Source organism: Actinophytocola sediminis (assembly GCF_054779715.1).
This window is the reverse complement of the sequence record NZ_BAAGXS010000006.1, coordinates 1-25,023: the sequence shown is the minus strand read 5'-3', so window position 1 is coordinate 25,023 and position 25,023 is coordinate 1. Positions and strand designations below refer to the sequence as shown.

Annotated in this window: 23 protein-coding genes; 16 read left to right on the top strand and 7 right to left on the bottom strand. The window is 70.1% G+C overall.

Annotation, left to right across the window (positions count from 1 at the left end; genetic code table 11):
- The first annotated feature begins 27 nt into the window (after positions 1–27).
- The 7 genes from ACYVIP_RS03815 to ACYVIP_RS03785 all read left to right on the top strand — a co-directional run bounded on the left by ACYVIP_RS03815 (position 28) and on the right by ACYVIP_RS03785 (position 9,182).
- Positions 28–1,638, top strand: a complete 1,611-nt coding sequence (locus ACYVIP_RS03815) for an AMP-binding protein (protein ID WP_460392004.1) — start codon at positions 28–30, stop codon at positions 1,636–1,638.
- A 10-nt stretch (positions 1,639–1,648) separates the two neighbouring features.
- Entirely contained in the window at positions 1,649–2,881 is a 1,233-nt protein-coding gene (locus ACYVIP_RS03810; RefSeq protein ID WP_460392002.1) for an acyl-CoA dehydrogenase family protein, read from the top strand.
- Between the two features lie 23 nt (positions 2,882–2,904).
- Positions 2,905–3,654, top strand: a complete 750-nt coding sequence (locus tag ACYVIP_RS03805) for an enoyl-CoA hydratase/isomerase family protein (protein ID WP_460392000.1) — start codon at positions 2,905–2,907, stop codon at positions 3,652–3,654.
- Positions 3,655–3,734: 80 nt separating this feature from the next.
- Positions 3,735–4,673, top strand: coding sequence for a VOC family protein (locus ACYVIP_RS03800; RefSeq protein ID WP_460391998.1), 939 nt, complete (start codon positions 3,735–3,737; stop codon positions 4,671–4,673).
- Positions 4,673–5,632, top strand: coding sequence for an acyl-CoA dehydrogenase family protein (locus tag ACYVIP_RS03795; RefSeq protein ID WP_460391996.1), 960 nt, complete (start codon positions 4,673–4,675; stop codon positions 5,630–5,632). Before ACYVIP_RS03800 ends, ACYVIP_RS03795 begins: the two co-directional genes overlap by 1 nt.
- Positions 5,633–5,752: 120 nt before the next feature.
- Positions 5,753–6,874: a serine hydrolase domain-containing protein gene (locus ACYVIP_RS03790; RefSeq protein WP_460391994.1), complete on the top strand. Its 1,122-nt coding sequence runs from the start codon at positions 5,753–5,755 to the stop codon at positions 6,872–6,874.
- A 97-nt stretch (positions 6,875–6,971) separates the two neighbouring features.
- Positions 6,972–9,182: a helix-turn-helix domain-containing protein gene (locus tag ACYVIP_RS03785; protein ID WP_460391992.1), complete on the top strand. Its 2,211-nt coding sequence runs from the start codon at positions 6,972–6,974 to the stop codon at positions 9,180–9,182.
- A gap of 4 nt (positions 9,183–9,186) precedes the next feature.
- On the opposite strand, the gene ACYVIP_RS03780 is transcribed toward ACYVIP_RS03785, so the two are convergent.
- Positions 9,187–9,426, bottom strand: a complete 240-nt coding sequence (locus tag ACYVIP_RS03780; protein WP_460391990.1) for a hypothetical protein — start codon at positions 9,424–9,426, stop codon at positions 9,187–9,189.
- Between the two features lie 218 nt (positions 9,427–9,644).
- On the opposite strand from ACYVIP_RS03780, the gene ACYVIP_RS03775 reads away from it, so the two are divergent.
- From ACYVIP_RS03775 to ACYVIP_RS03765, 3 genes are read left to right on the top strand one after another with little or no spacing between them, the layout of a single operon-like run.
- Positions 9,645–10,478, top strand: coding sequence for a helix-turn-helix domain-containing protein (locus ACYVIP_RS03775; RefSeq protein ID WP_460391988.1), 834 nt, complete (start codon positions 9,645–9,647; stop codon positions 10,476–10,478).
- Positions 10,475–10,687: a DUF397 domain-containing protein gene (locus ACYVIP_RS03770; protein WP_460391986.1), complete on the top strand. Its 213-nt coding sequence runs from the start codon at positions 10,475–10,477 to the stop codon at positions 10,685–10,687. The genes ACYVIP_RS03775 and ACYVIP_RS03770 overlap by 4 nt, the downstream gene beginning before the upstream one ends.
- A gap of 50 nt (positions 10,688–10,737) precedes the next feature.
- Positions 10,738–11,907, top strand: coding sequence for an HNH endonuclease signature motif containing protein (locus ACYVIP_RS03765; RefSeq protein ID WP_460391984.1), 1,170 nt, complete (start codon positions 10,738–10,740; stop codon positions 11,905–11,907).
- A gap of 27 nt (positions 11,908–11,934) precedes the next feature.
- Here the strand turns inward: ACYVIP_RS03765 and ACYVIP_RS03760 are convergent, their stop codons facing one another.
- Positions 11,935–12,822, bottom strand: a complete 888-nt coding sequence (locus tag ACYVIP_RS03760) for an RNA polymerase sigma-70 factor (protein WP_460391982.1) — start codon at positions 12,820–12,822, stop codon at positions 11,935–11,937.
- Between the two features lie 165 nt (positions 12,823–12,987).
- Between ACYVIP_RS03760 and ACYVIP_RS03755 the strand changes: the two genes are divergently transcribed.
- Together ACYVIP_RS03755 and ACYVIP_RS03750 are read left to right on the top strand one after the other, a co-directional pair.
- Positions 12,988–13,482 (top strand): carboxymuconolactone decarboxylase family protein, encoded by a 495-nt coding sequence (locus ACYVIP_RS03755; RefSeq protein ID WP_460391980.1) that lies wholly within the window; start codon positions 12,988–12,990, stop codon positions 13,480–13,482.
- Between the two features lie 85 nt (positions 13,483–13,567).
- Positions 13,568–14,755 (top strand): NAD(P)/FAD-dependent oxidoreductase, encoded by a 1,188-nt coding sequence (locus ACYVIP_RS03750; RefSeq protein ID WP_460391978.1) that lies wholly within the window; start codon positions 13,568–13,570, stop codon positions 14,753–14,755.
- Here ACYVIP_RS03750 and ACYVIP_RS03745 read toward each other — a convergent pair.
- Genes ACYVIP_RS03745 through ACYVIP_RS03725 form a run of 5 tightly spaced genes read right to left on the bottom strand, consistent with a single transcriptional unit; the run spans position 14,703 to position 20,607 of the window.
- Positions 14,703–15,302, bottom strand: coding sequence for a GNAT family N-acetyltransferase (locus tag ACYVIP_RS03745; protein ID WP_460391976.1), 600 nt, complete (start codon positions 15,300–15,302; stop codon positions 14,703–14,705). The two genes, ACYVIP_RS03750 and ACYVIP_RS03745, sit on opposite strands and share 53 nt — an antisense overlap.
- Complete coding sequence (locus ACYVIP_RS03740) at positions 15,299–17,443, bottom strand: alpha-galactosidase (protein ID WP_460391974.1); 2,145 nt, start codon at positions 17,441–17,443, stop codon at positions 15,299–15,301. Before ACYVIP_RS03740 ends, ACYVIP_RS03745 begins: the two co-directional genes overlap by 4 nt.
- A 41-nt stretch (positions 17,444–17,484) precedes the next feature.
- Positions 17,485–18,399 carry a carbohydrate ABC transporter permease gene (locus ACYVIP_RS03735; RefSeq protein ID WP_460391972.1) on the bottom strand — a complete coding sequence of 305 codons (915 nt, stop codon included), beginning with the start codon at positions 18,397–18,399 and terminating at the stop codon, positions 17,485–17,487.
- The gene (locus tag ACYVIP_RS03730) at positions 18,396–19,265 is read right to left on the bottom strand and encodes a carbohydrate ABC transporter permease (protein ID WP_460391970.1); all 870 of its coding nucleotides are present in this window, start codon (positions 19,263–19,265) and stop codon (positions 18,396–18,398) included. The genes ACYVIP_RS03735 and ACYVIP_RS03730 overlap by 4 nt, the downstream gene beginning before the upstream one ends.
- A 37-nt stretch (positions 19,266–19,302) precedes the next feature.
- Positions 19,303–20,607 (bottom strand): ABC transporter substrate-binding protein, encoded by a 1,305-nt coding sequence (locus ACYVIP_RS03725; RefSeq protein ID WP_460391968.1) that lies wholly within the window; start codon positions 20,605–20,607, stop codon positions 19,303–19,305.
- 479 nt (positions 20,608–21,086) lie between these two features.
- Between ACYVIP_RS03725 and ACYVIP_RS03720 the strand changes: the two genes are divergently transcribed.
- From ACYVIP_RS03720 to ACYVIP_RS03705, 4 genes are all read left to right on the top strand, one after another.
- Positions 21,087–21,869, top strand: a complete 783-nt coding sequence (locus tag ACYVIP_RS03720; RefSeq protein WP_460391966.1) for a DeoR/GlpR family DNA-binding transcription regulator — start codon at positions 21,087–21,089, stop codon at positions 21,867–21,869.
- Between the two features lie 61 nt (positions 21,870–21,930).
- Complete coding sequence (gene galT / locus ACYVIP_RS03715; RefSeq protein WP_460392048.1) at positions 21,931–23,010, top strand: galactose-1-phosphate uridylyltransferase; 1,080 nt, start codon at positions 21,931–21,933, stop codon at positions 23,008–23,010.
- A gap of 118 nt (positions 23,011–23,128) precedes the next feature.
- Entirely contained in the window at positions 23,129–24,826 is a 1,698-nt protein-coding gene (locus ACYVIP_RS03710) for a formate--tetrahydrofolate ligase (protein ID WP_460391964.1), read from the top strand.
- 47 nt (positions 24,827–24,873) lie between these two features.
- Positions 24,874–25,023 (top strand): cyclodeaminase/cyclohydrolase family protein (locus ACYVIP_RS03705; RefSeq protein ID WP_460392046.1); only part of this gene is annotated, 150 nt, incomplete at its 3' end.

The following is a 25,023-nucleotide window of genomic DNA, read 5'->3' as shown; positions in this document are numbered from 1 at the left end:
CGTGCGGGGGCGCCAGGCGGAGGTGTGATGCGCAAGGGGACGTTGGAGAGCTTCGTACTCGGCGACATACTCCGGTCACGGTCGGAAACCCATGGGTCAGCGCCGTTCCTCAAGTTCCGGGACGGCGAGCTGACCTACGGCGACGTGCACACGATGGCCAACCGGGTGGCCCAGGGGCTGATCTCGCGAGGCGTCGGCAAGGGCGATCACGTCGCGGTGATGTTACCGAACTGTCCGGAGTTCGTGCCGGTGATCTTCGCGCTCGCTCGGATCGGGGCGGTCGCGGTGCCGGTGAACACGGCGTTGCGCGGCGAGTTGCTGCGGCACGTGCTGTTCAGCTCGGACTCGACCGTCATGATCGTCGACTCGTCCTATGTGGACAGACTGTCGCCGGTCGTCGACCGGTTGCCCGGCCTGACCGGGTTCGTGGTGCGCGACAACGAGACCGAAGGCCCGTTCAATCCACACCGCCTGCCGGACCGGCCGGCGGTGTCCTTCGCCAGCCTGCTCGAACACGGCGACGAGGAGCCCCGCGCCGGCGTCGTGTTCGCCGACCTGCAGGCGATCATGTACACCTCGGGCACCACCGGGCCGTCCAAGGGCGCCATGTGCTCGCACGCGCTCGCGCTCACCTGCGCCTACGACTCGCTGAACTACCTCGACCGGTGGGGCAAGACGATCTACTGCCCGCTGCCGCTGTTCCACGCCGCCGGGCTGTGGGACGGGATGATGTCCGCGCTGCTGTCCGGCGGCGCGCTGGCCGTGGTGGAGAAGTTCAGCGCGTCCCGGTTCTGGGACGACGTGCGGTACTTCGACGCGCGGGTCGCGATGAGCGTGTTCTCCATGATCCCGATCCTGCTCAACCAGCCGCCGACCGACGCCGACCACGACCATCCACTCGAGATGTTCTACATGGGCAAGTCGGCCCTCGACGAGCCGCTGCGCCAACGGTTCGGGGTACGGGCGGTGGAGACCTACACCAGCACCGAGGCCGGCATCGCCATCGGCAGCCCCTACGGGCAGTGGCGGGTCGGCTCGTGCGGCACCGTCCACTCGGAACGGTTCGACGCCGAGGTGGTCGACGAGCACGACCGCGCGGTGGCCCCCGGGGAGCCGGGTGAGTTGGTGCTGCGGCCAAAACAGCCGTTCGTGATCACCTCCGGCTACTACGGCGCCCCGGAGGCGACCGCGGAGACCTTCCGCAACCTGTGGTTCCACACCGGCGACAAGATGTGGCGCGACGAGGACGGCTACTTCTACTTCCTCGACCGGATGAAGGACTCCATCCGCCGCCGGGGCGAGAACATCTCCGCCTTCGACCTGGAGTGCGAGGTCAACCTGCACCCGGCCATCCTGGAGAGCGCGGCCATCGGGGTGCCGTCCGAACTCGAGGACGAGGACGTGAAGCTGGCGGTGGTGCTGCGCCCCGGCGCCACGCTCGACGCGACGGAGCTGATCGAGTTCTGCGTCGAGCGGCTGCCGGGGTTCATGGTGCCGCGCTATGTCGAGTTCATCGACGCGCTCCCCCGCACCCCGACCGACAAGGTCGCCAAGTACCGGCTGCGCGCCGAGGGCGACCACGGCATCACACCGTCCACATGGGACCGCGAGGCGACCCAGCGACCGCAGGCAGGGTAGGAAGGACACTATGAACTGGGAGGACACTCCCGAGGAGGCCGCGTTCCGGGAACAGGTGCGGGCCTTCGTCACCGAGCACTTCCCCGCGAGCTACCTGCCGGACGCCGCGGCCGAGCACAGCCTCGAGCCGGAGGACGTCTGGGGCTACAACTGGCCGGCCGACCGGGTCAGCGACGACCCGGCACGGCGGACCGGGGCGCTGAGTTGGGCGCGGGCGCTGGCCGAGCGCGGCTGGATCACGCCGCACTGGCCGACCGAGTACGGCGGGGCGGGGCTGTCGGCGTCGCTGGAGTTCGTCCTGCAGGAGGAGATGATGCGCGCGCGGGTGCCGACGGTGAACGGCATCGGCGCGTTCCTGCTCGGCCCGACCGTGCTCGACGCGGGCACCGACGAGCAGCGCGCCGAGCACCTGCCGCCGATCGCCAGCGGCGAGCGGACCTGGGCGCAGGGCTTCTCCGAGCCGGAGTCCGGTTCGGACCTGGCGTCGGTACGCACCCGCGCGGTCCGCGACGGGGACCACTACGTGGTGACCGGACAGAAGGTGTGGACCTCGCTTGGCCAGTACGCCGACTGGCTGTTCGTCCTGGTCCGCACCGACCCCGACACCCCCCGCCACAAGGGACTCACGTTCCTGTTGGTGGACACGAGGACCGAGGGCGTGACCGTCCGCCCGATCACCGACATCCGGGGCGACGTGCCCTTCGCCGAGGTGTTCTTCAACGACGCGCGGGTGCCGGTGGCCAACCGGGTCGGCGAGGAGAACCGCGGCTGGTACGTCGCGATGACCGCGCTGTCGTTCGAACGGGCCGGCATCGGCGCCACCGTCAAGTTCGAGCACGCACTGTCCTCTTTGGTCAAGTACGTGAACAGCGACCAGGCGCGGCCCTATCTCCGCCAGGACACCGCCGGGCTGCGGCACGAGATCGCCAGGCGCTACGCGGAGATGCGGGTGCTGTACAACCTCGCCCGCTACACCGTGTCCAAACAGGCCGCCGGCGGTGTGCCAGGGTATGAGGCGTCGGTGAACCAGCTGTTCGGCGCGGAGCTCGCCGGGCGGATCGCGCGCACCGGCGCGCAGGCGTTCGGCGCGTTCGCCGAACTGTGGCAACGCACCGACGCGCCACTGGGTGCCGCGTTCACCCACCTCCGGCTCGACTCCGTGGCCGCCACGTTCCTCGGCGGCACCACGGAGATCCAACGCAACGTGATCGCCACCAGAGGCCTCGGCCTACCCAGAAGTTGACACCCCGTCGGGAGAAGGAGCACATGTCCAACGAAACCCTGGACGTACGGATCGAGGACCGCGTCGCCTGGGTCACCCTCGACCGCCCGGACAAGCTGAACGCGCTGACCCCGGCGTCGATGACCGAGCTGCGCACCGTCTTCACCGAACTCGACGAGGACACCGACGTGCACGTCGCGGTGCTGCGCGGCGCGGGCGAGCGCGCGTTCTGCGCCGGCATGGACGTCGCCTGGTCGGAAGGACTGACCCCCGCCGAACGGATCGAACAGGGCAGGCTGGGCGAGAAGACCTTCGCGCTGATCGAGCGGACCTCGATCCCGGTGATCGCCGCGGTGCACGGTTACGCGGTCGGCGGCGGGCTGGAACTGGCGCTGGCGGCCGACTTCATCGTGTGCGCGGACAACGCGAAGCTGGGCCTGGTCGAGATCACGCTGTCCGCGCGGCCGCCCTACCAACCGAAGTTCATGGACGGCAAGCCGGATCCCGACCAGCCGGCCTTCGGCGGCTCGGCCCCCGGCTGGGGTGGGGTGAAGCGGCTGCCCCGGCGGGTCGGCAAGGCGCGGGCCAAGGAGATGCTGTTCACCGGCATCCGGCTGGACCCGGCGCGGGCGTTGGAGATCGGGTTGGTCAATAGCGTGTTCCCGGCCGAGGAGTTCGACAAGCAGGTCGGCGCGCTCGCCGAGCGGATCGCCGCGATGAACCGCTACAACCTGCGGCTGGTCAAGGAACTCGTGGACAACGAGTACGACTGGATCGAACCGCACCCAAGCTGACCAGGAGAACCGATGCAAACCTACTGGTACGACTGGATCGAACCACACCCCAGCTGACCAGTAGCAAACCAGGAGATTCCATGCGTATCTACCGGATTGATCACGTCGCCCAGGTGGTGCCCGACCTCGACGCGCAGGTCTCGTTGCTGGCCAGGGTGTTCGGCTTCCAGCCGGTGTCCAGTTGGGACAATCCGACTGCCGGCACCAAGGGCGTGCGGCTGGAGATCCCCGGCAGCTGGGGACACGCCTGGCTGGTGCTCGCCCCGACCGACGACACCTCACCCCTCCAGACCTGGCTCGACGACCACGGCGGCCGGCCGGGCCTGCACCACGTCGGCGCCGAGGTCCCCGACCTGGACGCGGCGCTGGTCGAGCTGACCGAACGCGGCCTGAAGGTGACCGACGGCGTGCCTGGCAAGTGGGCCGAGGCCTCGCTGACCCCGCCCGAACACGGCGCCGGCGTGCTGTGGCGACTGCGCGGCCCCGGCACGCTGGCCATGTGCGGCGACGACTCGCCCACCCCGATCCCACCCTCCACTGTGGACGGACCGGCACTCGGTGTGGTCGCGCTCGACCACATCTGCCAGGCCTTCGGCGACCGCGACGAGCTGGCCACCTGGTATGCCGACCTGGCCGGGTTCGTGCAGGTGTGGCGCACCGCGGACGAGGAACACGAGGACATGGCCGACCTGGTGCTCAACGTGCCGGGGTCGAGCATCTGCTGGGAGGTGATCATGCCCCGCGGCGAGGACTCGTTCATCGAGAAGTTCCTGTCCCGCAACGGTCCCGCCGCCCACCACGTCACCTTCCAGGTCGCCGACTGGGCCGGCGCGCTGGCCGCGTGCGAGCACCACGGGCTGAACACCTTCGACGAGGAGTCCGGGGTGACCGACGGCGCCGCGTGGAAACACACCTTCGTCCACCCCAAGCAGACCGGCGGCGTGCTGGTGCAGCTGTTCTGGGAGGAGCGGCCGGGGGTGTGGGTGCGCTCGGACAAGATCCCGCCGGGACCGCACTGATGGATCTCACGCTCACCGAGGACCAGGAGCTGATCCAGCGCACGGCAAGGGAGTTCCTCGCCGACCACACCGAGGCGACCGCCAGACACGTGGCGAGCGAGCCCGCGGGGTACTCCACGACGCTGTGGCGGGAGATCGTCGAGCTCGGCTGGACCGGGCTCGCCTTCGACGACTCGCTCGGCGGCGGGTTCCTCGAGGCCTGCCTGCTGGTCGAGGAGTTCGGCCGGTTCGCCGTACCCACGCCGTTCACCTCGTCGCTGGTGTGCGCGATGGCGGTGCCCTCGGTGCGCGCGCACGTGTCGGCCGGCCAGGTGTACACGCCGGCCACGATCACCGGACCGGACGACGTCGCCGAGCTGGTCCCCTACGCCGCGGCGGCCGACGGGTTCGTGGTCACCAGCCAGGCCGGGGTGCACGTGGTGGCCGCGACGGACCTCGAGGTCGAGCGCGTGGACGTGATCGGCCTGGACCCGAAGTACCGGGTGCGCTTTGGCCGACTGCCCCCACCGGTGGACGTCGATCCCGCGCTGGTCGCGGCCTTCGGCGCGGCGGCGGTGTGCGCGGAGATGGTCGGCGGCGCGCAGGCGGTGCTCGACCAGACCGTCGACTACGCCACCCAGCGCACCCAGTTCGGTAAGCCGATCGGGTCCTTCCAGGCGGTGCAGCACCACTGCGCGAACATGGCGATCGACGTGCTCGGCGCCCGGTTCGTCGCCTACGAGGCCTGCTGGCGGCTCGGCCGGGGGCTGGCCGCGGACACCGAGGTGGCGGTCGCCAAGAGCTGGGTCAGCGAGGCCTATCAACGGGTCTGCGCATTGGGCCACCAGGTGCACGGCGCGATCGGCTTCACCGCCGAGCACGACCTGCACTTCCACACCCGGCACGCCATCGCCGCCGCACTCGCCTTCGGCGACGCGGACACCCACACCGACCGGCTGGCAACCCTCATCGGCCTCTGAGCGCACCAGGTCACGGCGACCGGCACGGCATTGCCGGTCGCTGGCCTGGTGCGCCCGGCCCCAGGCGGACGAGCCTCACTCGAGGCCGGCTCCGCCCGGGGCCGGAGGAATGGGGACTCGATGACCACCAAGCTCGGCGGCTGGCTGCTGGCCACCACCATGGTCTCGGCCATGGTCGCGGCGGGCGTGCCGGCGCTGGCCACGCCCGCGGCCGCCCAGCCGCTCGACCACCCGCGGACCCAGGCCGTGCTGGACCAGTACCTGACCCACGCCGGCCCCGGCGCCACGGTGTACGCCGGGGACGCGACCGGCTCCTGGACCCTGACCAGCGGTTCGGCCACCAGCCCGGCGACCCGCCCGATCGCCGAGACCGACCACTTCCGCGCGGCCAGCCAGAACAAGTCGTTCACCGCGACGCTGGTCCTGCAACTGGTCGACGAGGGCCTGGTGGTACTGGACGAGCCGATCGAGCGCTACCTGCCCGGCGTGGTCACCGGCAACGGCTACGACCCGAACCTGATCACCGTTCGGCAGCTCCTCCAGCACACCAGCGGCGTCCCGCGCGACCCGAGCAACCCCCAGGTGAACGCGGAGGGCGGCTACGACCTCGCCGAGCTGGTCCGCGCGGGGCTGACCCAGGCGCCGCTGTTCGCCCCCGGCACCGACTTCGCCTACTCCAACCTCGGCTACCAGATACTCGGCCTGCTGATCGAGCGGGTGGGCGGCCTGCCTTACCACCAGGCGCTCGTCGAGCGGATCAGCGAGCCGCTCGGACTCAGCGAGACCACCTACCCGGTGCCGGGCGACCGGACGCTGGCCGAGCCGCACCCGCGCGGCTATGTCGGCAGCCGGCTCGGCCCGGTCTTCTTCTGGGTCGACACCACCTTCACCCTGGAACCGTCGTTCCTGGGCACCGCGGGGGCGATCAACTCCACGCTGCCCGACCTGTCGACCTTCCAGCTGGCGCTCGCGGGCGGGGACCTCGTGTCCCCGGCCGCCCTCGCCCAGATGCGCACGACCACCCCGCATCAGCAGGACTTCGGGCTGGGCGTGATGTACCTGGACCTGTCCTGCGGCGGCCGGGCGTGGGGCCACCCCGGGGACGTCACCAGCGGGTTCAGCTCGGTCACCATGGTCACCGACGACGGCCGGTTCGCCTCCCTGGTCACCAACGCCTACGTCACCAACACGACCGAGCCGACCAGGGGCAACGTGATCGACGCCGCGCTGTGTGAGAGCTGACGGGAGTTTCGGTCAGCACGCTGACCTGACCCGACCGGCCTCCCGGTGACCTCGATAGGGTCACCGGGGGGTCTGCCGGGTACTAAGGGGCGTGTTGGTGACCAGCCAGTTCGGGGCGTTGCTGCGGCAACAGCGGTTACGGGCCGGGCTGACCCAGGAGGCGCTCGCGGACCGCTCCGGGCTGGGCGTGCGCACCGTGCGCGCGCTGGAGACCGGCGAACGCGCCGACCCGAGGGTGGCCACGGTGCGCCAGCTCACCGACGCACTCAACCTCGACGCCGCCGACCGGCTCGCGCTGCTGGCCGCCGCCGGCCACGTCGACGGCGCCGCACCGGAGCCGCCACCGGCCGACGACCGGCTCGCCGACGCCGCCTACGAGCTCGCGCACGCGGTGCGGGCCCGCTGGCAGCGCGAGGAGGAGCAGCGCCGGGTGCACGACCCGTACCCGCTGCCGGTGCGCTGGCGAGCGGCCAGGACCGAGCTGACCGACTCCTGGGCCAACATCCGCCGCGCGCAGGCCGGCACCGCGCCCGAGGCGCTCGACCTGACCGGCCGGCTGGACCAGATCGTGCAGGTCTACCGGCGGATCCCGTCCGGCCGGCTGGTCGTGCTCGGCCGCGCGGGCTCCGGCAAGACGATCCTGACGCTGCGGTTCGTCCTGGACCTGCTGCCGACGCGGACCGCGACCGACCCGGTGCCGGTGATCTTCGGCCTTGGCACCTGGAACCCGACCACCACCGACCTGCGGGACTGGTTGGCCGCTCAGCTGGTGCGCGACCACCCCGGCCTGAGCGCCCCCGGCCCGAACGGCTCGACCCTGGCCGCCGCGCTGGTCGAGGCCGGCCGGGTGCTGCCCGTGCTGGACGGCTTCGACGAGCTCGCCGACGGCCTGCACCGGGCGGCGTTGGAGGCGCTCAACGGCACCGCCCTGCCGATGCTGCTGACCAGCCGGGTGGCCGAGTACGCCGGGGCGGTGGCCGGCACCGACGTGCTGACCGCGGCCGGCGGGGTCGAGCTGACCGACCTGACGCTGACCGACCTCGCCGACTACCTGCCGAGGACCACCCGCAAGGCGGGCCGCGGCGGCACGGTCTGGGAGCCGGTCCTGACCTCGCTGCGCGAGCGGCCGGACTCCGCGCTCGCCGAGGTGCTGGCGACCCCGCTGATGGTCGGGCTCGCGCGGACCGTCTACAGCGACACCCCCGACCACGACGCGGCCGAACTGCTCGACACCGACCGCTTCCCCACCGCGGCGGCGATCGAGGAGCACCTGCTCGGTGACTTCGTGCCGGCGGTGTACCGCGCACGGCCCCAGGTCGACGCCGACCGGGCAGGACACTGGCTGGGATACCTGGCCCACCACCTGAACCGGCTGGGCACCCACGACCTCGCGTGGTGGCAGCTCGGCGTGCGCGGGCCGGCGAACACGCTCGTGCTGGCGTTCGTCGCGGCGCTGGTGATCGCGGGCGTGGACATCGCGGTCGAGGGCGCGCTGTTGGGCTTCGGCGGGCCGACCTTCATGGTCGGGGCCGCGCTCGGGCTGGTGTTCGGCACGGCCCTGGCGGTCGCGCAGCGGATCATGACCAGGTCACATGGTGCGACGGTGGAGCCGGCCAGGGTGCGCCTCCGGATCCGGCGGGGAACCGGGCAGACCCGCAGACGGGTCGTGACCCGGGTGCAGATCGGGTTCGTGGTCGGGCTGCTCGTCGGGGTCTCGCTCGGTTTCCTCCGTGAGCTGGTGCGCGCGTTACGGCCGGGGTTCACGGCCAAGCCCGCCCTGGTGTTGGTGGACGCGGCGGTGTTCGGGTTGGTGCTCGGCCTGGCCGCGGCGCTGGTACTCGGTCTGATGGCCATGTACGAGACGCCGTTGGCCGTCCGGTCGGCCAGTGATCCGGCGGAGTTGTTGCGCGCCAACCGGACGGCGGTGGCAGTGCAGTTGGCGGTGTTCGTGCCCACGTTCGCGGTCATCGTGGCGTTCGCGCTGTGGGTGGTGGCCGAGCTTGGGCGACTGTTGCCGCCGGAGCATCTGTTCGGCGTCAGGTTTTCCTGGAATGCCACGTTCGGGACGGCGGTCGGATTGATCGGCGGGCTTGGTGGCGGGTTGGCGTACGCGCTGTGTATGACGGCGTGGGGGCGGTGGGTGGTGTTCGCCAGGGTGTGGCTGCCGTTGACCGGGCGGTTGCCGTGGGCGTTGATGGCGTTTCTGGAGGACGCCTATCGGCGCGGGGTGCTCCGCCGGGCCGGTGCGGTGTACCAGTTCCGGCATGCTCGGCTCCAGGACCACCTGGCCAACCGGTTCACCGCCTGACCCGTCACGAGCCTTCCGCGTCGTCGCCTGGCCCCAGCGCCAGGAGATTCACGGACAACTGGACGAGGCGGACCAGCGCCGGACGCTCGAACCGCAGCTGAATGGCGTCGCCGGAGTTGCCGAAGACCACGCGGATGTCCCGCTCGCCCGTCAGTTGCTGGACATCGGTGAATTCACCACGCATTCGGCAGTCGTCCGGAATATCCAGCACGAGCGAGGCCACCTCGGGCGGGTTGGGGCTCATCAGTCTTCTCCTTCGGGGTGAGCGGAGGTAACCCGTTCGTGGCTGGGCGCACGCTGTAAGAATTGGTCCTCCTGGGAAGTGATCCTGCCTCCGCTTATCCACTTCCACAAGATTGCATTGTTCGCGGTCGAGTTCGTCTTCGACCGGACCCAACTCGTCGGAAAGGGGCCATCATCGTGACGCAAAGAAGGCAGACACCAACGGTTCGGCTACGCCGGTTGGCCGCCGAGCTACGCCGACTTCGCAGTGCCGCCAACCTGTCCAGGGACGACGTCAGCGAACGCACCGGGCTCAACACCGTGACCCTGTACCGCATCGAACGAGCCAGGACGCGTCCGCAACTGCGGACGCTTGTCGCGCTGCTCGACCTGTACGGTGCCGGCAAGCAGCATCGCGAATACTTGCTCAACCTCTGTCGTGACGCGACGATCCCCGGCTGGCTCCGCCAGCATCACGCGGCACTGCCAGAGGAGTACGCCGCTTACATCAGCTTCGAGGACGAAGCGCACTGTGTCCGCAACTACGTATCGCTGTTCGTCCCCGGTCTGCTCCAGACCGAGGACTACGCGCGCGCGGTCATCCGCGGCGTGCTGCCCACAGCCACCGAGGACGAGGTGGAGGACCGGGTCAGCGCACGAATGGGACGTCAGGCAGTGCTCATCAAGGACTCGCCGCTCAAGCTCTGGGCGGTGCTGGACGAGGCAGCGCTGCACCGGGTGGTCGGCGGGCCCGAAGTCATGCTTGGCCAACTCGATCACCTGGCCAGCGCGGTCAACGCGCCCAACATCACCTGCCAGGTCATCCGGTATTCTGGAGGTGCGCATCCCGGTATGCCCGGTCAGTTCTCGATCCTGGAGTTCGCCGACCCGATGGACACCGATCTGATCTACATCGACAGCATGGCTGGCGACTTCTTCCTGGAATCAGATGACGAGATCAGCCGCTTCCGCGCAAGCTTCGACACCCTCGTCGCCGTGGCGGCCAGCCCGAACGACTCGGTGTCCCTCATCGCCGACCTCGCACGCGAGTTGAAGGAGGACGTTGTTCGATGAACACCGATCACCAGCCCGCATGGCGGAAGAGTTCACGCAGCAGTGGCAACGGCGAATGCGTCGAGATCGCCAACGACGGCAGGCACTCCGCCGCCCGCGACTCCAAGAACCCCCACGGCCCGGTCCTCGAACTCACTCCGGCAGCGCTGCAGACCTTCCTGCGCCGAGGCCCGAACCTACGTCCTGTCACAACGCTCTCGATCAGGTGATTCCCTTTTGTGGCAAGGAAAAGTCTCCAGTTCGAGGGTAAGCTGGACGCATGTTCGCTCCCGTCATCGATGTGCCGTCAGGGGATCTCCTGCAGGGGATTCCGTTGGCGACTGCGTTGGGGATGCAGCGGGTGGCGTGGCGGACTGAGGGTTATGCGTTGGAGCAGTTGGCTACCTACGCGGCGAACGCGGATGAGAGGTTCGCGGCGTTGGAGGTGGCGGCGTTGTTCGGGATGTCGGTTCGTGCCGCGCAACGCCGACTCGATCTGGCGGTCACTCTGGCCGCCCGGCTTCCGTTGACGTTGGAGGCGGTGAAGCAGGGGCGGTTCGACAGCTATCGGGCGAGCAGGATCGCCGATGCGGTCGCACTGTTGTCTGATCAGGACGCGGCCACTGTCGAAGCGGAAGTGGTTCCCCAGGCTGGGGATCTGGCGCCGGCTCCGTTGAATCGGTTGTTGGGTAGGGTGATTCGCCGGGTCGACGCCTCCGCCATCCAACGCCGGCACGAGCAGCGGATGGCCGAACGACGAGTCGACGCCTACCCGACCGAGGACGGCTGCGCCGCGTTCACCATCCACGGCCCCGCCGACCGTGTCCACCTCGCTGATGAGCGGGTGAACGCGATCGCTCGTCGTCTGAAGGAGACCGGCGCTGCTGAGGGTCGCACGCTTGATCAGTTGCGTGCGGATGTCGCGTTGGATCTGTTGGCAGGCAAGGACTTTGAACACGCCAAAGTCACCGTGCAACTCACCCTGCCCGCCGCCACCGCACTCGGTGTTACCACCGCACCCGCGCAGTTGGCTGGTTACGGTGACCTGCCCGCGCAGCGGGCATTGGTCCTCGCCGGGCAGACCGACGCCACCTGGCGGCGGATCCTGACCGATCCGGCGACCGGTCAAGCCGTTGATGTCGGCCGACGCAAATACACCCCACCAGCCGCGTTGCGCGACCAGGTCCGCGCCGAGCTACCCACCTGCACCGCGCCCGGCTGCGTCCGGCCAGCGCATCGCTGCGATATCGATCACCGGCGGCCGTTCCCTGACGGGCCGACAAACCGGGACAACCTTCACCCCGCGTGCCGGCGCCATCACCGGGCCAAAACCGTTGGCGGCTGGCGAGTCCGCGACCAGGAACGCACCCTGACCTGGGTCACCCCAGCGGGTTACCGCTACCCCCACCGACCAGAGCCCATCGCCGACCCCAACCCACCACCCTTCTGACCCGGTTCCGCCGCGTGACTGGCCGGCTCAGCGGTGCAGGGCGGTCTCCCGCTCCAGGCGCGACAGCTTGTCCGGATTGCGCACGGCGTAGAGCCCGGTGATAAGACCGTCGTCGACACGCACCGCCACCACGGTGTCGACCTTGCCCGCCTGCCGCAGGACCAGCGCCGGGTAGCCGTTGACCTGTACCGGCCGCAACGGCGCCTCGGCGGCCGCCCTGGCCAGTTCGCTGGCGGCCAGCAGGTGCGCCACTCGGTCGGCCCCCACGACCGGCGACAGCGCGGCCCGCACCACCCCGCCGCCATCACCCAGGAACACCACCTCCGGCGCGAGAACGTCAAGCAGGCCCTGCAGATCACCCGTCTCGACCGCCCGCTGGAACGCCTCGAGCGCTTCCCGGGTCCTGGCCGGGGAAGCAACCCCACGCGGCCGGCGGGCGGCGACATGTGCCCGTGCCCGGTGGGCGATCTGATGGGCCGCGGCCGTGGTCTTGTCGACGGCCTCGGCGATCTCGTCGTAGCCGAGCGCGAACACCTCGCGCAGCACGAACACCGCCCGCTCGGTCGGGGTAAGAGTCTCCAGCACCAGCATCATCGCCATCGAGACGCTGTCGGCCAGCTCGATGTCGTCGGCCACGTCGGGCGCGGTGAGCAGCGGCTCGGGCAGCCACGGCCCGACGTAGGACTCCCTGCGGCGACCGAGCGTGCGCAGTCGGGTGAGCGCCTGCCGGGTGGTGATCCGGACCAGGTACGCGCGCCGGTCGCGCACCGTGTCCAGATCGACGCCGGTCCACCGCAGCCAGGTCTCCTGCAGGACGTCCTCGGCGTCGGCGGCCGAGCCGAGCATCTCGTAGGCGACGGTGAACAACAGGTTGCGGTGGGCGACGAACACCTCGGTCGCGGGGTCGCTTGGCATGGGTGACTCCTGTTCGCTCTCGGCCGCTCGTCCACCAGACGCCGGGGATCGTCGTTCTCTGACACCGGGGGTTTGTGGCACGCCTCACGTGGCCGTGCTGTCAGCGGGATCGGGTCGCCGGCGTCTCGTGTTCGTTCGGTTCACCTACGAAGTCAGGACGACGTCATGGAACCCCGTTTCAACCTGAACGACAACGAGCTCGGCGCCAGGATCGGCAAGCGGTTCGCCAACGTCAGCCTGGCGATCACGCAGTCGTCGCTGCCGAAGTCCACGCTGGAGCTGGTGGAGCTGCGCGCCAGCCAGATCAACGGCTGCGGTTTCTGCGTCGACGCCCACGCCAAGGAACTGGCGGCCGCCGGGGAACCCGCGGTCCGGATCAACCTGGTCGCGGCCTGGCGTGAGTCCACTGTGTTCACCGAGGCCGAGCAGGCCGCGCTGGCACTGGCCGAGGAGGGCACCCGGCTCGGCGACGCGCACCATGGCGTGTCCGACGAGACCTGGGCCAGGGTGCGCGAGCACTACGACGACGACCAGATCGCCGCGCTGCTCTACCTGGTCGCCATGATCAACGCCGCCAACCGGCTCCTCGTCATCACGCGCACCAAGGGCGGCTCCTACGAGCCGGGGACGTTCGACCGCGTCGCGAGCAGCACGCTGTGACTCAGGCCATACGCGGCTCCTGTCAGTAATCGGGGTGCTGTCTCGCTCAGCTCACCGGGAGCAAGCGAACTGACAGGAGCACACCATGAAACACCGCATCGTCGTTCTCGGTGCCGGCTACGCCGGGGCCTACGTCGCCGGGAACCTGGCCCGCCGACTGTCCCCTGCGGACATCGACATCACCGTGGTCAACGCCGAGCCCGACTTCGTCCAGCGGTTGCGGCTGCATCAACTCGCGGCCGGGCAACAGATCGCGGCGCCGCAGCTCGCCGATGTCTTCGCTGGCACGGGAATACGGCTGTGCCTTGGCCGGGTCACCGCGATCGACCCCGAGCGCCAGGTCGTCGCCGTGGCCGACCGCGAGCTCGGGTACGACACGCTGCTCTACACCCTCGGCAGTCACGTCACCGACCACGGCGTGCCCGGCGTGGCCGAGCACGCGTTCGACGTCGCCGGCCGGCCATCCGCGCTGCGCCTTCGCCAACGCCTGGACAGTCTGGGCGCCGGCGCGCGGGTGCTGGTCGTCGGCGACGGGTTGACCGGCATCGAGACCGCGACCGAGTTCGCCGAGTCGCGGCCCGGTCTGGCGGTGACGCTGGTCGCCCGCGGCGAATTGGGCGCCCAGCTCTCCGCCGGCGCCCGCGACCACCTGCGCCAGGCCTGCGCCCGGCTGGGCATCACCGTCCTGGAGCACACCAGCGTCCAGGCCGTCGAGGCGACGGGAGTGCGGTGCGCCGACGGCACCACCGTCGCCGCCGACGCCACCGTGTGGACCGCCGGGTTCACGGTCAGCCCCATCGCCGCCGCCGGCGGCCTTGAGGTCACCGACAACGGCCGGATCGTCGTCGACCGGACCATGCGGTCGGTCTCGCACCCGAACATCTACGCCGCCGGCGACAGTGCCCATGTGATCGGCGACAACGGCCGGCCGCTGCCGATGTCCTGCGCCTCGGCGGGCTACACCGGCCTGCAGGCCATGTCCGCGATCGTGGGAACCCTGACCGGCCGCGAGATCGCGCACGCCACCATGGACTACGTCGGCAACCACATCAGCCTCGGGCGGCGGGACGGGATCCTGCAACTCGTCGACGACAACGGTCAGGCGAAGCCGAAGTACCTCGGCGGCCGCACCGCCGCCCGGATCAAGTCGGGCATCCTCCGGATGTCACTGTGGACCACCTCGCACCCGACCTTCGGTCTGCCCAAACGCCGGGCGCCCCTCACAGGTCGCGTGCCAGCACCAGCGACTCCGGATGGCGGCGGACCTCGGTGAAGCCGATGTGGTCGTAGAAGGCCAGTGCGCGCTCGTTCAACGCGCTCACCCCGAGGTGCACCGCCGGCGCTCCCGCCGCCCGCAGCGCGTCGAACAGCGTCTCCAGCAGCCGGCGACCGAAACCGCGCCCCTGCAACCTCGGCAGCAGGTCGATGTGCAGATGCGCCGGATACCGCTCCACCACGTGCTGTTCGGCCTCCGGCGGCTCGTGCAGCAACCGGACCAGCTTCCCGTCCCGGCTCTCCGGGGGGAACGCGGTCCTCGGATAGCGCTCGCGCAACCCCGGCCACCAGTCCCGCTCACACGCGGACTCGAACGCGCGGGTGTCCTCGGCACCGATCACGTAACCGGCCACACCGTCCTCGTCGGCCGCGACGAACGCCAGCCGCGGGGCCAGTGCGAGGTACGGTCCAACGTAGACCTGTCCGATCAGCGCCGAGTCCGCGTACAACCCGGTCGCGTCCGCGCCGTGGTCGCCCGTGCGCAGACAGATGTCGTACATCGCCAGCTTGTCGTCCGGTCGGAACCGGCGGATCTCCGGGATCATCCCGCCATTATGTGAAGCTCGACCAGCCACGCCTGTTCCGGGGCCAACAGTGGCGGCCGCAGACCGACCTCGGCCAGCACCCGGCCGGTGAGCACCCTTGGCGCCCAGTCGGGACCGGCACGGCCGATGGTCAGCGGCTGGCCGACCGGGGCCACCGGCGTCACCCGGTACCGGGCATCGGGGTCGAGGCCGGGCACGCGCATCGCCGGAGGCACCGCGCGTTCGGAGCTCGTCAGCTGTACGTAGGCGAACAGTGCCCGCGACCGGTCGTCGGCCACCACGCCGTGCGTGAAACCCGCCGGGTCCGGGTGGTCGACGCGGACCAGCTCACCGGTGTGCAGCAGGTCGCGAACCTCGCGATAGTAGGCGATGCCCGCCGCCATGGCGTCCACTTCGGACTCCGTAGCGGCGGCGATGTCCCACTCAAGTCCGAAGTGGCCGAACAGCGCGGTGGCATAGCGGAACGGCAGGTGCTGGGTGCGCCCGGAGGAGTGCACGGTCGGCGGGCCGACGTGCGCGCCGACCAGCTCCGGCGGCAGCAGCAACATGGTCCAGCGCTGGATGGTCTGCCGTTCGAGGGCGTCGTTCGAGTCGCTTGCCCACACCCGGTCGGTGCGCGCCAGGATCTCCAGGTCCACCCGCGCGCCACCGCTGGAACAGCTCTCGATCTCCACCAGGGGATGCCGGCGGCGCAGCTCGTCGATCAGCCGGTACACCGCCAGCGTCTGCCCGTGCACGCCGGACCGTCCATTGTGGCCGGCGGCGACCAGGTCGCGGTTGTGGTCCCACTTGAGGAACGCGATGTCGTTGTCCCGTAACAGCTCGTCGAGCCGGTCGAGGATGTGGTCGTAGGCGTCCGGCACGTTGAGGTCGAGCACCTGCTGGTCGCGGGCCCTCGGCGGCAGCGACCCGTCACCGGGGGCCAGCACCCAGTCCGGGTGCGCCCGGTAGAGGTCGGAGTCCTCGTTGATCATCTCGGGTTCGACCCAGATGCCGAACTGCATGCCGAGGCCGGTGACGTGCTCGACGAGCGGGGTGAGCCCGGCCGGCCACACGTCCTGGTCGACATACCAGTCGCCGAGGCCCGCGGTGTCGTCGCGGCGGTGGGTGAACCAGCCGTCGTCCAGGACGAACCGCTCGACGCCGATCCGCGCGGCGACGTCCGCGAGCGCGCGCAACCGGTCGAGGTCGTGGTCGAAGTACACCGCCTCCCAGGTGTTGAGCACCACCGGGCGCGGGGCGACCGGGTGGGTCGGCCGGGCGCGCAGGTAGCCGTGGAACGCGGCACTGAAACCGTCGATGCCCCGGCCGCTGTAGCCCGCGTACAGCCACGGCGTCACGTACCGCTCCCCCGGCGCCAGGATCACCTCGCCGGACGCGAGCAGCTCACCGCCGCCCAGCGTCGAGCTGCCCTCCGGCATCCGCTCGGCGTAGCTGACGTGGTTGCCGCTCCACGCGACGTGCAGGCCCCACACCTCACCGTGCCGGAAGCCGAAGCCGTCGGTGCCGGCCAGCAGCGCCAATGTCGCGTCGTGCCCGGTACGGCCGCGCCGGGACTCCCGCGACCACGTGCCGAGGTCGAACCGGCGGCGGCGCGGATGCCGCTCCCGCGCCCAGCGCCCGGTGAGATCGAGCAGCTCGACCGCGTGCGCCGGCAACGGCAACGCGGCCTCCAGACCGTCCACTGTGTACGGGTCGGCGCCGTCGTTGGCGACCAGGCAGCGCAGCCGGAGCACGCCCGACGGGGTCAGCTCGACGGCGATCTCCAGGCGCAGCTGGGCATAGTGGTCCTCGGCGACGATCTTCATCGAGGAGTTGACCACCCGCAGGTCGGTCACCAGGAAGTTGGTCACCCACGCGGTTCCCGAGCGGTGGCCGCGCAGCCCCGGCCGGCCCTGGTAGCCGCTGACGGCCGAGGGCACCAGCGCCACCGGCACCGGCCCGTCCGGCGTGCTGTTCGCGCTCGGGCCGACCACGGTGTCCGCCAGCGTCGCCAGGTCCTCTTCGGACAGCGCGCCCAGCGGCGCGCCCCAGTGCACCACGGTCGGCAGGCGGTCGTCTCTGGCGTCGATGACCAGGCTGACGGTGTCCGTGGCGAGGTGGACGAGCCGATTCGACCGGGTGGTCCCAGGGCTGCCCATCTACGTGGTCGCCGTGGTGGTGGGGTGGCTGGTACTGATCGTCATCCCTTGGTCGCTCCCAGGGTCAGGCCGGCGCGCAGGTGGCGCTGCAGCACGAAGAAGACGACCAGGGTGGGGATCGCCACGATCACCGAGCCGGCCGAGAGCAGGTTGTAGTCGGTGAAGAACTGGCCGCGCAGGTTCTGCAGCGAGCTGGTCACCGGCAGCTTGTCGCCGGTGCGCATGAACGCCACCGCCCAGAAGAAGTCGTTGTACACGAAGGTGAACTGCAGCGTGGCGAGCGCGGCCAGCGCCGGGCGGCACAGCGGCAGCACGACCTGCCAGTACTGCCGAAGCACCCCGGCGCCGTCCACCAGCGCGGCCTCGGTCAGCTCACGCGGCAGGGTCTTCATGTAGTTGCTCAGCACGAACGTGCAGAACCCGGTCTGGAACGCGATGTTCACCGCGATCACCGCGAAGTAGGTGTCGTAGAGCGACCCGGAGTCGCTGACCTCGTAGGGCAGCTCGAAGTTCAGGAACAGCCGGAACAGCGGCACCAGCAACGCCTGCTGGGGCAACAGGTTCGCCGCGGTGAACAACGCGAGCAGGGTCAGGTTGAACCGGAAGCTGAACCGGGCCAACACAAATCCGACCGAGGACGAAAGGAGCAACGTGAGCAGCACCGAGGGGACCACGATGACCGCGGTGTTGTAGAAGGTCTGCCCGAAGTTGCCGCGCGACCAGGCTTCCAGGTAGTTGTCGAAGGTGAAGCCACCGATCGAGAAGTACCCGTTGACCGAGGTGAAGTCGTAGTCGCGCAGGGAGTTGTACACCGCCCACGCGATCGGGAACAGCCAGCCGATCGCCATCACGGTCAGGAACACCCGCAGCACGACCCGCGCCGGGCGCACCGGGGTGCGCCGGGGAGCCGGCCGTTGCCTGGCGACCGGCGGTTCGGTGTGGACGGTGGTGGTCATCGTCGCTCCCGCATGACCTGGATCAGGTAGATCACGATGAACACCGTGGAGATGGCGATCATGATGGTGGCCAGCGCCGAGCCGAAGCCGACCCGGCTCGCCTCGCCGATCACGTTCTGCGTCACCAGCGTGGAGATCAGCTCAAGACCGTTGCGGCCCTTGTTGATGACCCAGGCGATGTCGAACGCGCGCAGCGACTCGATCACCGTGATCACCAGGATGACGATGTTCACCGGCCGCATCACCGGCCAGATGACCCGCAGGAACGTCCGTGCCTCGCCCGCGCCGTCGACCGCGGCGGCCTCCCGCAGCGCCGGGTCGACCGCCTTCAGGCCCGCCAGGTACAGCAACATGATGTAGCCGGTGTGCCGCCAACCGGCCGCGACCAACACCGCCCACAGGTTGATGTCCGGGTCGCCGAACCAGTCGGTCGTGGTGCCAAGCACCGAGTTGAGCAGCCCCTGGTCGCGGGAGTAGATGAGCTGCCAGATGAACCCGACCAGTGCCAGCGAGAGCACCACCGGCATGAAGAAGATGCTCTGGTAGATCCGGCTGCCGCGGATCTCCCGGTCGAGCATCACCGCGAGCAGCATGCCCAGCAGCGTCGGGCCGAGGAAGAACACCACCAGCCAGATCACGTTGTGCTGCATGGCCGGGCCGAACGGCGGGTAGTTCGTGGTCGCGTTGCGGTAGTTCTCCCAGCCGATCATGTTGATGTCGGCCAGGTTCCCGATGCCGTTCCAGTCGGTGAACGACAGCGCGATCGTGGCCAGTGCCGGCCCCCACACCAGTCCGACCACGACCAGCGTCGGCACGCCGACCATCAGCGCGACGGTCAGCCGGTCGATCCCGGACAGCGTGCGCACGGTACGAGGCCGGCGGGGCGCCCGCCGGGCACCCCCATCAACCACCGAAGATCGACGCCTTCTGGTCCTCGATGCGCTTGGTGAGCCCGTCGACGTCGTCGGGGTTGCGGAGGAACTCCTGCAGCGACGGGATCATCACCGTCGAGGCGAAGTCCGGGCGGGTGTCCCGGTCGAGGAACTGGGAGATCGACTTGGCGCCGCTGACCAGCTCCTGGGACTTCTTCTGCAACGCGTTGTATCCGCTGACGTCCGCGTCGTCGTGCGCGCCGACGTTGTTCGGGTCGACCTTCAGGTAGGCGTCCTCGGCGGCGGCGGAACCCAGGTAGCGCAACAGATCCGCCGCGCCGTCGGCGTTGCGGGGCCGCGCGGCCATCATGAACCCGTCGATCGGCGCCTCGACCGCGTCCGTGCCGATCGCCGGGTCGATCTCCGGGAAGGGGAAGAAGTCCAGGTCGTCCCGGTCGGCGCCCTCCGGGAACTGCTGGCCGACGAACATGCCCATCGTGTACATGCCGGACTCCTTGCGCAGCAAGGACTGTGCCGCCTCCTGCCAGGTGCGGCCGAGCGCGTCCGGCTGGTGGAGGGGCAGCAGCTCACGCCAGGCGTCGAAGACGTTCTTGACCTCCTGGGAGTTCCACGCCTTCTCCCCGGCCATCAGCTCGATGTGGAAGTCGTAGCCGTTGATCCGCAGGTTCAGGTAGTCGAAGGTGCCCATCGCCGGCCAGCCGTCGGAGTCGCCGAACGCGATCGGCTCCAGCCCGTCGGTGCGCATCCGCCCGCCGAGTGCCACCAGGTCGTCCAGGGTGGCCGGTGGCTCGTAGCCGCGCTCCTGCCAGACGCTCTTGCGGTAGAAGATCGCCCACGGGTAGTAGTAGAGCGGCACGAAGTACTGCTTGCCGTCCGCGCCGGTCGACTGCTGCTTCATCGCCTCGGAGAACCCGGAGCCGATGTCCGACCACACGTCGCTGATGTCGCCGACCAGCCCCTGCTCGGCGAAGAACTGCATGCGGTTGCCGGCGAACCAGCCGAACACGTCGTCCGGGCCGCCCTGCAGGTAGTTGTTGATGTTCTCCTGGAACGCGTTGTGTTCGACCGTGTTGATCGACACCTCGCCGCCGGAGTGGCCCTTCATCATGGCGGCGACCGCGTTCTTGGGCACCTCGTCCGACCAGTTGGAGCCGAACGTGACGGCGCCACCACCGCCCCCACCACCGTCATCGCCGCTGCCGCAGCCGGCGAGGCCGGCTAACGCGCCCGCGCCGAGCATCCCCTTCAGCAGGGTCCGACGCTGGACCGACATGGCCGGAACGCCGCCCAGGCCGAAGGGTCGAGGGCTCCTCATTGCGCGCCTCCTCAGGCAGAAGTCGAACAGTACTGAACGCGACCTCTCAGAATCGAAACCCTGGCTAACCCCGGGCGGGCCTGTCAAGAGGGCGGGGAGGAACCGATGCCCGGATCGTGACTCCCACCCGGCCGGATCAAGACTTCCGAAGACATCCGACCTGAACCGACCACGCCCAGCGGCGACCGTCCGTTATGTCCGAACCACTGGGTGGACCTGGCAGGTTCGTCGGAGCGGTGTGCCGACGACCGAACCATGCGCACGTTTCAGTATGCTGGGCCCGAGCTTGGCTCCGGGTGATCACCGCTCACCTGCGGGCCGGCCGATGCGATGGGCGGCGCGCGAGCGCTGTCCATCGCTTTCGGTCTTTCTGGGGCGTCCACGGGCCCCCGCCTCGGCGCACCGATGTTCGATTGCGTTAATTTATGGTTGAATAGCATCGAATTCGCGAACTCCACGGGTCAGGTTGGGAGCAGGCAATGCTGGCAGCCGAGAGGCAGGCCCGGATCGTGGAGGAGATCCACAAGCGGGGCGCCGTCCGGGTGATCGAGTTCGCCCAGATGCTCGGCGTCTCGGACATGACGATCCGCCGCGACCTGGACGCCCTGGCCCAACAGGGACTGCTGGACAAGGTGCACGGCGGCGCCACCCGGCCCTCGGCGTCCACCGAGGAGCCCGGCTTCGAGGCCAAGTCGCTGCGCCAGCAACCGGAGAAGGAAGCCATCGCGGTGGCCGCGGCGGAACTGGTCACGCCGGGCACCGCGGTCGGCCTGTCGGCCGGTACCACCACCTGGGCGCTCGCGCACGTCCTGCGGCAGGTCGACGGGCTCACTATCGTCACGAACTCGATGCGCATCGCCGACGTTCTGCACGCCCGCCCGTCCACCGACCAGAACGTGGTCGTGGTCGGCGGGGTGCGCACCCCCTCCGACGCGCTGGTCGGCCCGATCGCGGTGTCCGCGCTGGCCCAACTGCACCTGGACATCGTGTTCCTCGGGGTGCACGGGATGGCCGAGACGGCCGGCTACACCACGCCGAACCTGCTGGAGGCCGACACCGACCGGGCGCTGGTCGCCGCCGGCCGGCGGCTGGTGGTGCTCGCCGACCACACCAAGTGGGGCATCGTCGGCCTGTCCACGATCGCCCGCCTCGGCGACGCGGACGTGGTGGTCAGCGACGACGGCCTGCCACCGGAGGCGCACGCCGTGCTGGCCGAACACGTCGAGGACATCCGCCTGGTCCCCGTGACGGCCGCGCCGTGACCGGGCCGCCGCCCCAGTGCAGCGGGGCCGACCGAGGCTGGGCCGACCGGGTGGGGGCGTGGTGAGGCGGACGGGGAGTGTGCTCGCGGATGGGCGGGAGATCATCTACTTCGATCTGCCCGGCGCGCCCGAGCGGGTGCTGGTCGACCAACGGGAGCTGGACCCGGTGTCCACCTCCTCCCAACTGCGCCACGACCCGGTGCTCGACGAATGGGTCATCCTCGCCTCACACCGGCAGAACCGCACGTTCCTGCCGCCGGCCACCGAGTGTCCACTGTGTCCTTCGCGCAACGGCCGGCACACCGAGATCCCGTCGCCGGACTACGACGTCGCGGTGTTCGAGAACCGCTTCCCCAGCCTGTCCACGCACGCCGACCCGGTGAGCACGCCCGGGCTGCCGGAGCTGGTCGAGTCCGCGCCGGGGATCGGCCGGTGCGAGGTCGTGTGCTTCACCAGCGACCACAACGCCGCGTTCGCCACCCTGTCCCCCACCCACGCGCGCCTGGTGGTCGACGCCTGGGCCGACCGGACCACCGCGCTGGCCGCGCTACCCGGGGTGGCACAGGTGTTCTGTTTCGAGAACCGCGGCGCGGCCATCGGCGTCACGCTGTCCCACCCCCACGGCCAGATCTACGCCTACCCGTTCGTCACCCCGAAAACCCGCCAGATGCTGGGCAACGCGGCCGCGCACGCGGCGCGCACCGGCCGCAACCTGTTCGCCGATCTCCTTGCCGGGGAACAGAAGTCGGCCGCCCGGGTGGTCGCGAGCACCGAGCACTGGACGGCGTTCGTGCCCGCGGCGGCCCGGTGGCCGGTCGAGGTGCACCTGTACCCGCACCGCCAGGTTCCCGACATTCCGTCCCTTTCCGACGCCGAGCGCACCGACTTCACCCTGCTGTACCTGGACATCCTGCGCCGCTTCGACGCGCTCCACGACCAGCCGCTGCCCTACATCGCCGCCTGGCACCAGGCCCCGAACGGCCCCGGCCGCGAGCACGCCTACCTGCACCTGCAGCTGACCTCGATCCAGCGCTCGGCCGACAAGCTGAAGTACCTCGCCGGCTCGGAGTCCGCGATGGGCGCCTTCATCACCGACGTGCTGCCAGAGGACGTCGCCCACCGCCTCCGCTCCCGGGGCTGACCGGGCCGCTATTCGTTGCGCCAGCCCGAACCCGTCGACGGTCCAGTTCGGTGAGGTAGCGTCTCGCCTCGGCAACCGTGCAGCGGAGACCCCGCGTCGACCGAACCGAGGAGCGTCCATGGCCTTCCCGTCCGACCTGGAGATCGCCCGCGGGGCGAAGCTCAAGCCCATCGAGGAGATCTCCGCCGACATGGGCCTGCCGGCCGCCGTGCTCCAGCCCTACGGCCGGGACGTGCTGAAGGTCGACCTGGAGGCCGCCGAACTGTTGGCCGACGCGCCGAAGGCGAAGTACGTGCTCGTCAGCGCGATCACCCCGACCCCGCTCGGCGAGGGCAAGACGACCACCACGGTCGGTCTCGGCCAGGCGTTCAAACACCTCGGCAAGCGCGCCACGGTGGCGATCCGCCAGCCGTCGATGGGCCCGACGCTGGGCATCAAGGGCGGCGCGGCCGGCGGCGGCTACAGCCAGGTGGTGCCGATGGAGCTGCTCAACCTGCACCTCACCGGCGACATGCACGCGGTGACCGCCGCGCACAACCTGCTGGCCGCCATGGTCGACAACCATCTCCACCAGGGCAACAAGCTCGGCCTGGACATCGAGTCGATCAGCTGGCGGCGGGTCATCGACCTCAACGACCGCGCGCTGCGCAACATCGTCGTCGGCCTCGGTCCGAAGGCCGACGGCGTGACCAGGCAGACCGGCTTCGACATCACCGCGGCCTCGGAGGTGATGGCCGCGCTCGCGCTGACCACGGGCCTGGCCGACCTGCGCGCCCGGCTGAGCCGGATCGTGGTCGGCTACTCCCGCGCCGGCGAGCCGGTCACCGCGGAACAGCTGGACACCGCGGGCGCGATGACCGTCCTGCTCCGCGAGGCGATCAAGCCCAACCTCATGCAGACACTGGAGAACACCCCGGTTCTGGTCCACTGTGGACCGTTCGGGAACATCGCGACCGGCAACTCGTCGGTGGTCGCCGACCTGATCGGCATCCGGTGCGGGGACTACCTGATCACCGAGGCCGGCTTCGGCGCGGACATGGGCGCGGAGCGGTTCTTCAACATCAAGTGCCGGGTCTCCGGGCAGGCGCCGGACGCCGCGGTGCTGGTCGCCACGGTCCGCGCGCTCAAGGCGCACTCCGGCAAGTTCCGCATCGTGGCCGGCAAACCGCTACCCGAGGACCTGCTCGCGGAGAACCCGGACGACGTGCACGCCGGCGCCGCGAACCTGCGCAAGCAGATCGAGAACATCCGCGCGCACGGCGTCTCCCCGGTGGTGGCGATCAACGCCTTCCCCACCGACCACCCCTCCGAGCACGCCGCGATCCGCGAGGTGGCCGAGGCCATGGGCGCGCGGGTCGCGGTGAGCACCCACTTCTCCGACGGCGGCGCGGGCGCGACCGAGCTGGCCGAGGCGGTGGCCGAGGCCGCCGCCGAGCCGACCGAGTTCCAGCTGCTGTACCCGTCCTCGGCGCCGCTGCGGGAGAAGATCGAGACCATCGCGACCAGGGTCTACGGCGCGGACGGCGTGTCCTACTCGCCGACGGCCAACCGGCAGCTGGACACCTACGAGCGCAACGGTTTCGGCGACCTGCCGATCTGTGTCGCCAAGACCCACCTGTCGATCTCCTCGGACCCCACGCTGCTCGGCGCGCCGACCGGCTGGACGCTGCCGGTCCGCGAGGTGCGGGCCTCGGTCGGCGCCGGGTTCGTCTACCCCATCTGCGGCGACATGCGCACGATGCCCGGCCTCGGCGCCAACCCGGCCGCGACCAGGATCGACCTCGGCGACGACGGCGAGATCGTCGGACTGTCGTGACGTCAGGGGCGAACAGCTCCGCGGAAACACAGACTGGGAGGTTTGCCATGGCGCCGCCGTCCTCGCTGCTGCACCTGTCGGTCGGCGGCCTGCTGGAGCGGGTCGCCGCCAGGACACCGGCCCCCGGCGGCGGCGCGGTGGCCGCGCTCACCGGCGCGGTCATCGCCGCGCTGGTCGCGCTGGCCGCGCGGTTCGGC

What these genes read in the sequence shown, in the direction of transcription:
- ACYVIP_RS03815 (WP_460392004.1), top strand. Translation starts at nt 28, where the DNA reads ATGCGCAAGGGGACGTTGGAGAGCTTCGTACTCGGCGACATACTCCGG.
- ACYVIP_RS03810 (WP_460392002.1), top strand. Translation starts at nt 1,649, where the DNA reads ATGAACTGGGAGGACACTCCCGAGGAGGCCGCGTTCCGGGAACAGGTG.
- ACYVIP_RS03805 (WP_460392000.1), top strand. Translation starts at nt 2,905, where the DNA reads ATGTCCAACGAAACCCTGGACGTACGGATCGAGGACCGCGTCGCCTGG.
- ACYVIP_RS03800 (WP_460391998.1), top strand. Translation starts at nt 3,735, where the DNA reads ATGCGTATCTACCGGATTGATCACGTCGCCCAGGTGGTGCCCGACCTC.
- ACYVIP_RS03795 (WP_460391996.1), top strand. Translation starts at nt 4,673, where the DNA reads ATGGATCTCACGCTCACCGAGGACCAGGAGCTGATCCAGCGCACGGCA.
- ACYVIP_RS03790 (WP_460391994.1), top strand. Translation starts at nt 5,753, where the DNA reads ATGACCACCAAGCTCGGCGGCTGGCTGCTGGCCACCACCATGGTCTCG.
- ACYVIP_RS03780 (WP_460391990.1), bottom strand. Translation starts at nt 9,426, where the DNA reads ATGAGCCCCAACCCGCCCGAGGTGGCCTCGCTCGTGCTGGATATTCCG.
- ACYVIP_RS03770 (WP_460391986.1), top strand. Translation starts at nt 10,475, where the DNA reads ATGAACACCGATCACCAGCCCGCATGGCGGAAGAGTTCACGCAGCAGT.
- ACYVIP_RS03765 (WP_460391984.1), top strand. Translation starts at nt 10,738, where the DNA reads ATGTTCGCTCCCGTCATCGATGTGCCGTCAGGGGATCTCCTGCAGGGG.
- ACYVIP_RS03760 (WP_460391982.1), bottom strand. Translation starts at nt 12,822, where the DNA reads ATGCCAAGCGACCCCGCGACCGAGGTGTTCGTCGCCCACCGCAACCTG.
- ACYVIP_RS03755 (WP_460391980.1), top strand. Translation starts at nt 12,988, where the DNA reads ATGGAACCCCGTTTCAACCTGAACGACAACGAGCTCGGCGCCAGGATC.
- ACYVIP_RS03750 (WP_460391978.1), top strand. Translation starts at nt 13,568, where the DNA reads ATGAAACACCGCATCGTCGTTCTCGGTGCCGGCTACGCCGGGGCCTAC.
- ACYVIP_RS03745 (WP_460391976.1), bottom strand. Translation starts at nt 15,302, where the DNA reads ATGATCCCGGAGATCCGCCGGTTCCGACCGGACGACAAGCTGGCGATG.
- ACYVIP_RS03740 (WP_460391974.1), bottom strand. Translation starts at nt 17,443, where the DNA reads ATGGGCAGCCCTGGGACCACCCGGTCGAATCGGCTCGTCCACCTCGCC.
- ACYVIP_RS03735 (WP_460391972.1), bottom strand. Translation starts at nt 18,399, where the DNA reads ATGACCACCACCGTCCACACCGAACCGCCGGTCGCCAGGCAACGGCCG.
- ACYVIP_RS03725 (WP_460391968.1), bottom strand. Translation starts at nt 20,607, where the DNA reads ATGAGGAGCCCTCGACCCTTCGGCCTGGGCGGCGTTCCGGCCATGTCG.
- ACYVIP_RS03720 (WP_460391966.1), top strand. Translation starts at nt 21,087, where the DNA reads ATGCTGGCAGCCGAGAGGCAGGCCCGGATCGTGGAGGAGATCCACAAG.
- ACYVIP_RS03710 (WP_460391964.1), top strand. Translation starts at nt 23,129, where the DNA reads ATGGCCTTCCCGTCCGACCTGGAGATCGCCCGCGGGGCGAAGCTCAAG.